We start from the raw sequence: 12,114 nt of genomic DNA on the forward strand, positions 1-12,114 counted from the left end.
TTTGATTGTCTTTTTTTATTTTATATCAATTTCAGTATGGTTATTCAACCAGTCTTTTGCCATTTCGAATGCAGATAAATTTTTGCTCAATTCTAGTGGTTTCTCCTTAAGTAATTTTAAAAATTGTTGATTGACTAAATCAATTGTGTAGCGTTCTGCTTGATTTAGCTGTTGTTTTTCTCGGTTTGAAGCGTAATAATTATTTTTATTAATAAAATTGAAATAATCATTGACCAATTCCCAAAGTTCAGGAATTCCTTTTCCGATTAATCCAGAACCGATAATTGATTTTCTTTTCCATTGAGAAGATTTGGTTGGTAAAAATTGCAATGAACGAACAATGTCTAATTTTGCATCTTTCACTAATTTTTCTTGAAATGAATCTGATTTATTAACGAAAATCAAATCAGCCATTTCCATAATTCCGCGTTTTATTCCTTGTAAATCATCTCCAGAACCCGGAAGTTGAAGAAATAGGAAGAGATCTGAAATTTCATTTACTAAGGTCTCAGATTGTCCAACACCAACAGTTTCAATCAAAATATTTTCAAATCCTGCTGCTTCACATAATAAAATTGCTTCATATGTACGTGACGTAACACCGCCTAAAGAGCCGTTAGAGGCGCTTGGACGTATATAAGCATTCTCTTCTCGAGATAAGTCTTCCATGCGTGTTTTGTCGCCTAAAATACTTCCTTTGGAAAGTGAACTACTAGGGTCAATAGCTAAAATTGCTACTTTTTCATCTTTACTCAGAATATATTTCCCCAGAGATTCGATAAAAGTACTTTTACCAACACCAGGAATTCCAGTAATGGCAATTCTTTTTGACGTTATGGAAACAGGTAATAAACTAATGATATGTTGCGCTAATTTTAAATCGTCTAAACGATTGCTTTCGGCAAGTGTAATAGCTCTTGATAAGGCAAAACGATCACCTTCTTTTATTTTTTGAGCAAGTATTTCGGGGTCAATTTTTCGCATAAGACACAATCTTAGATTAAAGATAAAGTCTTAATTAAGAATAAAAAAATACAATCGAGATTTGTGAAATTATTTTATATAGCTCTTGTATTAATTGGTGTAAAAAATAAAATGAATATAAATGAATATCTATTTAAAATTCAGTTGTATAAACTTTATTAATTCGTGATTATGAATTTTTTTGTTCCGCTTTAATTCTTTTTATAAAAGCAGAAGGAGATTCGTTCATTATTTGAGTAAAAGTTGTCGTAAAAGTACTGTGAGAAGCAAATCCGCAATCGCTTGCTAAATAGCTTACTTTCGTATTAATGTATTTCGGCTCATTTTGAAGTCGATTTACAATGTAATTTACTCTCAACTCATTCAAATAAGAATTAAATTGTTTTTGACGATGAGTTTTAATGATTTCGGAAAGGTATTTTGTATTCGTTTCAAATTGTTTTGATAATGAAGCAAGATTAATATCTTTCTTAGTAAAGCCTTTATTCTTCTCAAATAATTCTAATTTTCGAAGTAAATCATTTTCGGTTTTAGATGAAATGCTAAGATTATTCATTGGTTTTTCCTCAATGATAACCTCTGTTGGCGGAGTTGGAGGAATTATTTTATTTGTAACCTCTTGTTTGATTGGTTCAGAAGGAATTTCTTTAATTTCTTTTACAGAATTAATTTCTTCAGTAGAAATTTCAGTTGATTGTTTAGTTTTTTTGGAAACAAAGTAAATAATTAATCCTAAGATAATTATAGCTAAAACTATTAATGAAATGATTAACCAAGTTTCCATTTTTGTAAAATTTATATTCCGAATTAATAAAATAAAACCAATTGATAATCATTAAAATACTTGTTTTTTTCTGATTATACTATTGTAAAAATACTCCGAAATTTTGAAATAAAAAAGGCTAACTTTTAAGAGTTAGCCTTTTTTTGAAATTCATCTTTGCTTGGAGAACAACCACAGCCTTTTGAGCATCCGCCTCCTTTTGAGCTAAATGAGCTTCTAATTAATTTTACAACATACCAAACTGCAAATCCAAAAAGGAAAGCGATAAAGATATATTGTATCCAAATATTGTCCATACTATTATTTTAAAAAATGATATGCAATGAATGCAACTACATATGCTAAACCTGTCATAAACCCTGTCTGAATCAATGTCCATTTCCAAGAATTTGTTTCTCGTTTTACGATCGCAATTGTACTCATACATTGCATTGCGAATGCATAAAATAACAACAACGAAACTCCTGTAGCAAGGTTGTATGCTGGTTCTCCTGTGTTTTGATTAATCTCATTTTTCATACGAAGAAGTAAACGATCTTTTTGACCATTGTCCTCAACATCAACCTCTCCTAAACTATAAACTGTTGACATCGTTCCGACAAAAACTTCACGCGCTGCGAATGATGAAATTAAACCAATTCCCATCTTCCAATCGTATCCTAAAGGCTCTACAACTGGTTCTATAACTGATCCTAATCTCCCTAAATATGAATGTTCTAATTTGTAAGAAGCAATTTCATTTGCCAAATCTTCTTCATTCATTTTCGGATGATGAGCAGTTACAATTTCTTCTGCATTTTTGAATTGTTCTCCAGGTCCGAAAGTTCCTAAAACCCAAAGAATAATCGAAATTGCAAATATGATTTTACCCGCATCAACTAAAAATCCTAATGTTTTTTCCCAAACATTAATTCCAACATTTTTCCAATCAGGAAGTTTGTATGTTGGCATTTCTAAAATTAGGTAACTTTTATGTTTCGCTTTAATGATTAAATTTAATAAAATAGCACTTCCTAGTGCGCCTAAAACACCTAAAATGTACATCACAAATAACGCCAAAGCTTGGTAACTTAATCCGAAAATATGTTCGTCGGGAATAACCAAAGCAATTAAAACGATGTAAATTGGTAAACGAGCCGAACACGTCATAAAAGGCGTTACAAGTATCGTTAATAGACGTTCTTTATCATTTTCGATATTACGCGCAGACATGATTGCAGGAACGGCACAGGCAACACCAGAAATTAATGGAACGACACTTTTTCCACTTAAACCGAATGGTTTTAACCATCTGTCCATTAAATAAACCACGCGACTCATGTAGCCCGTTTCTTCCATTATTGAAATGAATAAAAACAAAATGGCAATTTGCGGAACGAAAACGGCAATCCCTTCTATACCTGGAATTATTGCACCTCCAATAATTTCGTTGATAGGTCCTTCGGGAATTAAGCTAATTGCTTTTTCGTCGATCCAACCAAATAAATCTTCGACCATTGTCATTAATGGTGCAGACCACGTATAAACAGCTTGAAAGATTAATAATAAAATTCCTAAAAAGATGATGTATCCAAAAATCGGATGAATTAATGTTTTATCAATTTTATCGGTTAAGGTTTCATTTCCGTCAAAATTATACGAAATAATATCGTTTAATTTATCCTCTAAAATTTTATTTCGATCTAATGCTTCTTTAACTTGTAATCGTTTCGAAACAATAGAATTTTCTTTCTTAATTGTATCTAATTTACTTAGATTTTCTTTCGATTCGAACGGAACTTCTTTCTGAGAAAGATATTGCCAAGCTAAATAATCAGATTTAAGATTAAATTCATTCTTGATTTTTTCTAGAATAGAAAGATGCTCTTTCGGAATTTCGTAATGACGATTATATGGAGTTGCTTCTTTTGTAAAAGCTTCTACCAATTCATCAATTCCTTCGCTTGTACGCGCGTTTGTTAAGTATATTTTTGTTTGAAGAAAATCTTCTAACTTTTTCAAATCAATATTTAGTCCCTTGCTTTTGATTTCATCTTTCATATTGATGACAAAAATCGCAGGAACTTCTAAATCTCTAACTTGTTGATACAACAAAATCGATCGTTTTAGATTAGATGGTTCACCAACAACAACCGCCAAATTTGGGTAATGGTTATTGGTTTTGTCTCCTAAAGTTTTGAAAACAATTTCTTCATCCAAAGAGCTTGGATAAATTGTATACGTTCCGGGAAAATCTGTAATTTGGAATTTATTTCCATTTCGTTCTATTTTACCTTCGCGTTTTTCTACCGTCACACCAGGGTAATTCCCAACTTTTTGACGAAGATTTGTTAATTTATTAAATAACGAAGTTTTACCAACATTTGGGTTACCAATTAAGGCAATTTTATAATGATTCATTATTTTTTTGTTATCAAAATTTTATCGGCTTCGTTTCTTCTTAAAGCTAAAACAGACTTGTTAGAGATGATACTAATGCAAATAGGACCACCAAACGGAGCCTTATTTTTTACCAATAAACTTGTTCCCGGAATAAAGCCCATTTCGTAAAACTTAGCAGGTATGTCTTCTGTACTAAATCCAGTTACAACTGCTTGTTCACCAATTTTTAAATCTTTTAAAGAATAATTTTCAACCATTTCTACCAATCTATCTATGATTTTACTATATGCAAAGATATTTATTTTTAATTAATCCAAATAGAAGATATGTCATAGTTTTTTTATCTTTCTAATTAAATTTCAATGAATTCAAGTGTCTAAATTCAAAAATTTGATTATCTTTGCACTCAATTTTCATTTATAAACATTAATTTATGTACGCAATTGTAGAGATAGCAGGGCTTCAATACAAAGTTGAAAAAGACCAACAATTGTTTGTAAACCGTTTAGCTGGTGAAGCAGGTGACGAAGTAAAATTCGACCGTGTTTTATTAACAGATAACGGAACAATCACTGTCGGCGCCCCAGTTATAGACGGAGTTACCGTAGTAGCTAAAATCGTTGAACACGTGAAAGGAGACAAAGTAATCGTTTTCAAAAAGAAAAGAAGAAAAGGTTACCAAAAGTCTAACGGTCATCGTCAACAATTCACTAAAATTGAAGTAGCTTCAATCGGTTAAGATTGAGCTGAGATTAATTATTAACTCTTAAAAACAAAACGAAATGGCACATAAGAAAGGGGTCGGAAGTTCGAAAAATGGTCGTGAATCACATTCGAAACGTTTAGGTGTTAAAATTTTTGGTGGACAAGCAGCAATCGCTGGTAACATTATTGTTCGTCAAAGAGGTACTCAACATCATCCTGGTGATAATGTAGGAATCGGTAAAGATCACACATTATTCGCTTTAATTGACGGAAAAGTAGTTTTCACTAAAAAACGTAACGATAGATCTTACGTTTCAGTTGAACCATTATCTTAATTGATAATTCGACAGCGAAAATGCTAACAATATAAAAGCTCGAACTTATTGGTTCGAGCTTTTTTTGTTCTTAAAAACTAATCAATCCCTATAGCGTTTTCGTTATATACATCTTTTGATTTAAGATTAATTTTTATATTTTGTTTAAGTAACATTTCTCGAAGAGATTTTCTTCTGTACATTGGATCAATAAACTGTATAACTCCTTTTTTATCAAAAAATATTGCAAAAGTTGTTGGATTATATGAAAACATATTCTCAGAATCTAAAGTCTTTAATTCTTCTGATTTAACAGGTTTTAAAAATGAATATTTTTTAAAATTAATGTGATTAGAGTCAATAATTATAATAGAATAACCTTTATACTCAAATTGAGAATACTCATGGGGAGGAATAATAAAAGGAAGTTTTTTCTCATAAAACATAACTTCTATACCAAAATTTGAAAAATATATTTCTTTTTCTGGATCTGTTTTAGAAAGCTTCATTAATAAAAATTTATCCATTTTGTTGTTTTTAGAATCTTTTTCGCCTAATTCAATAAATACATCTATCGTTTTTTGAAGTTGTTTGTCTTTATAAACAGAATTGAATGTTGATGAACATGAACAAAAAAATAGAATAAATGAAAGTAAAAAGTATTTCATAACTAGTTAATTAATAGAACTAAAATACAACTTATTTCAACCAAAAAAGCACTCAATTCCTTGAATGCTTTTTTGATTTTATATTTGATGAGAAACTGAAATAAATTCAGTCTAAAACTACTCTTCGTCTTCCGTTTCAACTCCCCAACCTTGTGCTGTTAATGGAACCATTTGTTCGCTTCCGCGTGTAATCAAATAGTTTTCTTCGTTTTTACCAGTTACATGACCAATCACCGTTAAATGCGGATTTCCTTTGATTTTTTCAAAATCTTTTTGATTAATTGTAAACAGCAATTCATAATCTTCTCCACCACTTAATGCACATGTTATTGGATTAATTTTGAACTCTTCGGCTGTACGAATCACAATAGAATCTAACGGAATTTTTTCTTCGTAAATATTAATTCCAACACCACTTTCTTTCGAGAGATGAATAATTTCAGAAGATAATCCGTCCGAAATATCAATCATAGAAGTTGGTTTAACTTTCAATTCTTTCAAAAGATTGATAATATCCAAACGAGCTTCTGGTTTTAATTGACGTTCAATTAAATATGAATAGTTTTCGAAATCTGGTTGATTATTAGGGTTTACTTTTGATACTTGTGCTTCGCGTTCTAATACTTGCAAACCAAGAAAAGAAGCACCTAAATCACCAGAAAGTACAACCAAATCATTTTCTTTTGCACCATTTCTATAAGCCAAATCTTTTTCTGGAGCAGAGCCAATCGCCGTCATGCTCAAAACAAGTCCGCTAACAGAAGAAGTTGTATCGCCGCCTACAATATCAATATTGTATTTGTCGCAAGCGTATTTCATTCCGTTGTAAATTTCGTCCACAGCTTCTATCGTAAAACGATTCGAAATTGCCATCGAAACCAACAATTGTTTTGGAATAGCATTCATCGCCAAAATATCACTAATTGCCGTCACAACCGCTTTATAACCCAAGTGACGCAAAGGCATGTACGACCAGCTAAAATTTACACCTTCTACCAACATGTCAGTAGAAACCACAATTTTATCTTTTTTGTAATCAAGAACAGCTGCATCGTCGCCAATTCCTTTAATAGAACTTTCTAATTTGATCGGAAAACCTTCTTTGATTTGATTAATTAAACCAAATTCTCCAATTTCGGCTAAACTTGTTTTTGAAACGTTTTTATCTTCTAACATGATTTTATTTTTGAGTAAAGATTGAAGGATCTATATTTTCTGAACGAAAAGGTAAATTGATAATATCTTGTTTCGACATTGTTTTCACGGTTTGTCCTTCAAATGATTTTTTAATATTTTCTAACATTTCTGTTGGTGGTGCTTGCATTTTTCTTTTCGACATCGAAAACCAAACACCTGTCAATTCAGAATGACAAAGATGTACACCATCTTGGTTATATAAATTATGAATAAATTGATAAATCATTCCATCTTCCGACATTCCACCAATTTCTACCGAAATATAAATTTCTTCACCTTCCATTGCTTCCTTAAAAAAGGAAAATTGTTCGTGCAAAATAGCTGGTCCAATTCCATATTCAGCCAAATTTTTCATCGAAATGCCATAATCTCTCAAAAAAGCAATACGTGCAAAACTTGTAAAATTCATATACGAAGCGTTCGCTAAATGGCGATTAGCATCCAAATCTGACCATCGAACAATGGTTTTTTGAAAATATTTATTATTCATGAATTGAAAAATTATTTAAGGTACAAAGTTACGGATTACTATTTACACGAAAATGATAATATTTTTAATCATCGTAAATAATAAAAAACAATAAGATTTAACATCAAATTAAAATATAGATATTTAATATTTTGTATCTTTAAAAAGCTATTAAACAGACAGATTATGAAAAAAATATTATTTCCAACAGATTTTTCAGAAACAGCAAATAATGCGTTTTTGTATGCGTTAAATTTAGCCGAAAATCAAAATGCAGAATTGTATGTTTTGCACGCTTTTCAGTATCCAATGGTAAGCGGAGGAATCGATGCTGGTATTTTGCAAGATGTTTATAATACAATTGAATTAAATAATTTCGAGAATTTAAAAGATCATATTCCGTTCTTGAGAAAAATGGCTGAGGACAATGGTTTTGCAAATGTTGATTTGAAATTTTTTGTAAAAGAAGGAATGCTTTCGTTTGTGTTGCCAACATTTATCGAAGATGAAAAAGTAGATTTTGTGGTAATGGGAACAACAGGAAATACAGGATTTGACAAAGTTCTTTTTGGTTCGAATACGATGAATGCAATCAAACATCTTAAAATTCCAGTATTGAGCGTGCCAAATGGTTACGAATTCAAAGGAATAAATAACATCGGATTTACGACAATTTTCCAAGATAAAGACCGCAAAGCCTTAGATTATTTAACAGAAATCGCTTATCGTTACAAAGCAAAAGTGCATTGTTTACACGTTTCGAAAGATGGAAATTATGATATTCCGACGCTTAATCATTGGAAAGAATATTATAAAGATGAGCCTGTAGATTTTTCTATTTATACTGCGGATGAATCTGTAGATGCAGTTTTGGAATTTATTAAAGAAGAAAAAATTGATTTGTTGACAGTTGTTAGCCGTAACAAAGGCTTCTTTGAGAAATTATTTTCGCCAAGTTTTACAAAGAAAATTTTGACGCAACACAACGTGCCTTTGTTTGTTTTCCACGAATAAGATAATTTATACTGAATATACAAAGCTCAATCTATAGAAATAGATTGAGCTTTTTTCGTGTTGAAATGAAATTATTCGTAACTTTTGAGTACAAAACACGAAAAGATGAAAAAAATATTGTTCCCAACAGATTTCTCAGAAACTGCCAATAATGCCTTCTTATATGCACTAAATCTTGCAAAAAGTATCGATGCACAAGTTTATGTGTTGCATGTTTACGAATTGCCAATGATTACTGGAAGTTTGAGTGCTGGATTGATTCAGAATGTATATGAAACTGTAGAATTAGGAAGTTTTGACAACTTCAAAGATAATATTCCGCAACTAAGACAAATTGCTGATGAAAATGGTTTGAATGAAATTCCAATCAAGTTTATCTTAGAAGAGGGAAATTTCTTATACATTCTACGCGAAATTATTGGTGAAGAAAGTGTTGATTTTGTGGTGATGGGAACGGACGGAAATACAGGAATTGAGAAAATGCTTTTCGGTTCGAATACGATAAATGCGATTACATCGATGAAAGTTCCAATTCTTAGTATTCCGCATGGAATGTCTTTCAAAGGATTTAAGAATATTGGTTTTACCACAGTTTTTGATCAAAAAGATAAAGATGCGTTGAAGTATTTGATTGAGATTGCAAATCGTCATCATGCAAAAATTCATTGTATGCACGTTTCGAAAGACGGAAAATTTAATCAACAAGCAATGAAAGATTGGCAAGATCAGTTTGCTGGAGATCCAATTGTATTCGAAGTTTATCATGATGCAGATCCTGTAAACGCGGTGTTGGATTTTATCAAGGAAAAACAAATCGACTTGTTGACGGTTGTGAGTCGCAATAAAGGATTTTTTGATAAGATTTTTTCGCCAGGATTTACAAAGAAAATTGCAAATAAAAATATTACACCTTTGTTCGTTTTTCATGAACAAAAGTCTTAAAAGGAAATGTGAAAACATTTCCTTTTTTTGTCAAAAATTCTGTTAAAAATAAAACTTTACCTTTGCCTCGTGAAAAAAATAGCCATAGTAGGAGGTGGTGCAGCAGGATATTTTGTTGCAGCAAACCTTGGAAAAACTGTAGGACAACAAACTATATTGTTTGAACAAGCAAACTTACCGCTTCAAAAAGTACGCATTTCGGGTGGAGGAAGATGTAATGTGACGCATGCATGTTTTGATCCGCTTGATTTGGTCGAATTTTATCCGCGAGGAAAAAAGGAATTATTAAGTGTTTTTTACACGTTTCAACCGGGTGATACAATGGCTTGGTTTGATGAGCGCGGAGTAGAATTGAAAATAGAAGACGATAACCGTATTTTTCCTGTTAGTGATTCTTCACTTTCGATTATAGAGGCTTTGACAAAAGCGGTTGATCAAAATAAAGTACAATTGAATTTCTCGGACGGTGTGCAAGAGATCAATAAAGTTGATGGAGGTTATGAGTTGATAACAAAATCAGGAAAACATTTTTTTGAAACGGTGATTGTGACAACAGGAAGTACGCCTAAATTTTGGAAAAGTTTGAAGAATTTAGGTTTGAAAATTGTTCAGCCAGTTCCTTCTTTATTCACATTTAATTGCAAAGACCCTCGAATTGAAGGTTTGATGGGAATTTCTTTCGAGAATGCTGAAGTCAAAATTAATCAACAAAAATTAGAGGCAGAAGGTCCATTGCTAATTACACATTGGGGATTTAGTGGTCCGGCGATTTTGAGATTATCGGCTTGGGGTGCTTTAAAATTAAATGAAAGCAATTATAAATTTGAGACTGAAATCAATTTTGTAAATCAATCTAAAGACGAAATCATTTCATTTTTGAATGATAAAAAACAAGTTGATGCCAAGAAAAATGTGCATAAAAATAATCCATTCGATTTTCCGAAACGTTTTTGGTTTAGTATTCTGAGCTATTGTAGTGTAGATGAAAACAAGGTTTATGCAGATTTATCGAAAAAACACATCGAAGCAATTGCAACAGAATTGACGCAAGGGAAATACCAAATTAATGGAAAAAGTACGTTCAAAGATGAGTTTGTGACGGCTGGTGGAGTAGATTTGAAAGAGATTGATTTTCATTCGATGCAAGCAAAAAAAATCCCACAATTGTTTATGGCCGGTGAGGTTTTAAATATTGATGCCATAACAGGTGGGTTCAATTTTCAGGCGTGTTGGTCTGAAGGATATATTATATCTGAAAAAATCAAAGAAATTTATCAATAGTGTATATTTTACACGAATGTTATTCTGGCTGAAAGCCTTAAGAATAAAGATTTTTTCAAAATTTATTATGTTAACATAACATTATTATAAAATTATGTTATTTTTGTTTAAAGGAATTATTAAAAACGAACAAAAAATATGAAGAAAATTTTCTTAACCTTAGCATTAATCGGCTTATCTTCTTCTGCATTTGCAGGTGGATACCGAGTTGCTTTACAAGGAGTTCGCCAAGCAGCATTGGGGGGAACTTCTGCAACACAAACTCACGATGCGAGTGTTGCGTTTTATAATCCTGCAGGTTTAGCTTTTGTTGATAGTAAATTGAGTATTGCTGTCGGAGGTTTTGGTGTAAAAACTGACGTAAAATGGCAAGATCCAATGACGTTACAAAAAGCAGAAACAGATAATAAATTAGGAACACCAATGTATTTGGCAGTTAGTTACAAGCCTGTAGATGATTTAGCAATTGGATTGAGTGTTACGACACCTTTTGGTAGTTCGGTTACGTGGCCAGAAGATTGGCAAAACAAAGCAAATATTACACATATTGACTTGAAAGCATTCAATATTCAGCCAACGGTTGCATATCGTTTTTCTGATTGGTTTAGTTTGGGTGTAGGTTTCATTTATACACACGGAACAGCTAAATTAGAGAAAGTACAAACAGTTGCTGGAAATGATATTAAACTTAAATTAGAGGATAAAGATGCTCATGGTTTAGGATTTAATGTTGGAGCAATGTTCAAGCCAACAGATAAATTTGGAGTTGGAATTGCGTACCGTTCTAATGTAGATATTTCTGCAAACAAAGGTGATGTTACATGGTCGAATGTTCCTTCTGGAATTGCATCTAATGTGCCTTTTAATACAGATAAATGGAATACAACTTTACCATTACCATCAGAGTTTACATTTGGAATGTCTTACAAAGTTTTACCACAATTAGAACTTTTTGGAGATGTAGTTTGGCAAAACTGGACACGTTATAAAAGTTTAGATATCAATTTATATAATGATGCTTCTAATACTTTCTACACATCATCTTCTACGAAAAACTGGAAAGACAATACATTATTCCGTTTTGGAGCTGAGTATACTTTCAGCGAGATGATTGTTGGACGTGTTGGTTATTATCACGATAAATCGCCAGTGCCATCAGCTTATTGGTCATCAGAAACACCAAGTTCTAACTTAAATTCAGTTTCAGCTGGATTAGGATTTAGATTCGAGTCAGGATTTAATGTTGATTTATTTGGATCATATGTAAAAGGAGACGAAAGACATATTGATAATATTCAACAAAACTTCTCTGGAGATGTTAAAATGCGTGCTATAAACTTTGGTTTAGGCGTATCGTACAACTTAAAATAAGAC

Annotated in this window: 13 protein-coding genes; 6 read left to right on the plus strand and 7 right to left on the minus strand. The window is 31.8% G+C overall.

The genetic code is table 11. The features are described 5' to 3' along the window. Positions 1–15: 15 nt before the first annotated feature. The 4 genes from meaB to B4H69_RS15415 form a co-directional block, all read right to left on the minus strand. Positions 16–984 carry a methylmalonyl Co-A mutase-associated GTPase MeaB gene (meaB, locus tag B4H69_RS15400; RefSeq protein WP_180905669.1) on the minus strand — a complete coding sequence of 323 codons (969 nt, stop codon included), beginning with the start codon at positions 982–984 and terminating at the stop codon, positions 16–18. A gap of 169 nt (positions 985–1,153) precedes the next feature. Further along, positions 1,154–1,768, minus strand: coding sequence for a helix-turn-helix domain-containing protein (locus B4H69_RS15405; RefSeq protein ID WP_180905670.1), 615 nt, complete (start codon positions 1,766–1,768; stop codon positions 1,154–1,156). A 300-nt stretch (positions 1,769–2,068) separates the two neighbouring features. Beyond that, a complete protein-coding gene (gene feoB, locus B4H69_RS15410) occupies positions 2,069–4,168 on the minus strand; it encodes a ferrous iron transport protein B (RefSeq protein WP_180905672.1) in 2,100 nt (699 codons plus the stop codon). Further along, positions 4,168–4,407 (minus strand): FeoA family protein, encoded by a 240-nt coding sequence (locus tag B4H69_RS15415; RefSeq protein ID WP_038334874.1) that lies wholly within the window; start codon positions 4,405–4,407, stop codon positions 4,168–4,170. Before B4H69_RS15415 ends, feoB begins: the two co-directional genes overlap by 1 nt. Before the next feature lie 176 nt (positions 4,408–4,583). Here B4H69_RS15415 and rplU point away from each other — a divergent pair, with 176 nt between their 5' ends. Beyond that, positions 4,584–4,889 carry a 50S ribosomal protein L21 gene (gene rplU / locus B4H69_RS15420; RefSeq protein WP_038334878.1) on the plus strand — a complete coding sequence of 102 codons (306 nt, stop codon included), beginning with the start codon at positions 4,584–4,586 and terminating at the stop codon, positions 4,887–4,889. Positions 4,890–4,932: 43 nt separating this feature from the next. After that, a complete protein-coding gene (rpmA, locus tag B4H69_RS15425) occupies positions 4,933–5,190 on the plus strand; it encodes a 50S ribosomal protein L27 (protein WP_038334883.1) in 258 nt (85 codons plus the stop codon). 77 nt (positions 5,191–5,267) lie between these two features. On the opposite strand, the gene B4H69_RS15430 is transcribed toward rpmA, so the two are convergent. The 3 genes from B4H69_RS15430 to B4H69_RS15440 form a co-directional block, all read right to left on the minus strand. Beyond that, entirely contained in the window at positions 5,268–5,837 is a 570-nt protein-coding gene (locus B4H69_RS15430; RefSeq protein ID WP_180905673.1) for a hypothetical protein, read from the minus strand. A 117-nt stretch (positions 5,838–5,954) separates the two neighbouring features. Then, positions 5,955–7,013 carry a thiamine-phosphate kinase gene (thiL, locus tag B4H69_RS15435; protein ID WP_180905674.1) on the minus strand — a complete coding sequence of 353 codons (1,059 nt, stop codon included), beginning with the start codon at positions 7,011–7,013 and terminating at the stop codon, positions 5,955–5,957. Between the two features lie 4 nt (positions 7,014–7,017). Continuing rightward, complete coding sequence (locus tag B4H69_RS15440; protein ID WP_038334897.1) at positions 7,018–7,524, minus strand: acyl-CoA thioesterase; 507 nt, start codon at positions 7,522–7,524, stop codon at positions 7,018–7,020. Between the two features lie 165 nt (positions 7,525–7,689). On the opposite strand from B4H69_RS15440, the gene B4H69_RS15445 reads away from it, so the two are divergent. From B4H69_RS15445 to B4H69_RS15460, 4 genes are all read left to right on the plus strand, one after another. After that, complete coding sequence (locus B4H69_RS15445) at positions 7,690–8,517, plus strand: universal stress protein (protein ID WP_038334907.1); 828 nt, start codon at positions 7,690–7,692, stop codon at positions 8,515–8,517. 105 nt (positions 8,518–8,622) lie between these two features. Next, positions 8,623–9,459: a universal stress protein gene (locus B4H69_RS15450; protein WP_291094806.1), complete on the plus strand. Its 837-nt coding sequence runs from the start codon at positions 8,623–8,625 to the stop codon at positions 9,457–9,459. 69 nt (positions 9,460–9,528) lie between these two features. Then, entirely contained in the window at positions 9,529–10,740 is a 1,212-nt protein-coding gene (locus tag B4H69_RS15455; RefSeq protein WP_219034270.1) for an NAD(P)/FAD-dependent oxidoreductase, read from the plus strand. Between the two features lie 138 nt (positions 10,741–10,878). After that, on the plus strand, positions 10,879–12,111 hold the full coding sequence (locus B4H69_RS15460) for an OmpP1/FadL family transporter (protein ID WP_114998309.1): 1,233 nt from the start codon (positions 10,879–10,881) through the stop codon (positions 12,109–12,111). Positions 12,112–12,114: the final 3 nt, after the last annotated feature.

Source organism: Empedobacter sp. UBA6745, from assembly GCF_002453775.1.
GTDB lineage: Bacteria > Bacteroidota > Bacteroidia > Flavobacteriales > Weeksellaceae > Empedobacter > Empedobacter falsenii_C.

Bases quoted from the DNA above. Each gene is read 5' to 3' on its own strand.
- rplU (WP_038334878.1), top strand. From the start codon at position 4,584: ATGTACGCAATTGTAGAGATAGCAGGGCTTCAATACAAAGTTGAAAAA.
- B4H69_RS15450 (WP_291094806.1), top strand. From the start codon at position 8,623: ATGAAAAAAATATTGTTCCCAACAGATTTCTCAGAAACTGCCAATAAT.
- B4H69_RS15415 (WP_038334874.1), bottom strand. From the start codon at position 4,407: ATGGTTGAAAATTATTCTTTAAAAGATTTAAAAATTGGTGAACAAGCA.
- B4H69_RS15405 (WP_180905670.1), bottom strand. From the start codon at position 1,768: ATGGAAACTTGGTTAATCATTTCATTAATAGTTTTAGCTATAATTATC.
- feoB (WP_180905672.1), bottom strand. From the start codon at position 4,168: ATGAATCATTATAAAATTGCCTTAATTGGTAACCCAAATGTTGGTAAA.
- B4H69_RS15445 (WP_038334907.1), top strand. From the start codon at position 7,690: ATGAAAAAAATATTATTTCCAACAGATTTTTCAGAAACAGCAAATAAT.
- B4H69_RS15430 (WP_180905673.1), bottom strand. From the start codon at position 5,837: ATGAAATACTTTTTACTTTCATTTATTCTATTTTTTTGTTCATGTTCA.
- meaB (WP_180905669.1), bottom strand. From the start codon at position 984: ATGCGAAAAATTGACCCCGAAATACTTGCTCAAAAAATAAAAGAAGGT.
- thiL (WP_180905674.1), bottom strand. From the start codon at position 7,013: ATGTTAGAAGATAAAAACGTTTCAAAAACAAGTTTAGCCGAAATTGGA.
- B4H69_RS15460 (WP_114998309.1), top strand. From the start codon at position 10,879: ATGAAGAAAATTTTCTTAACCTTAGCATTAATCGGCTTATCTTCTTCT.
- B4H69_RS15440 (WP_038334897.1), bottom strand. From the start codon at position 7,524: ATGAATAATAAATATTTTCAAAAAACCATTGTTCGATGGTCAGATTTG.
- rpmA (WP_038334883.1), top strand. From the start codon at position 4,933: ATGGCACATAAGAAAGGGGTCGGAAGTTCGAAAAATGGTCGTGAATCA.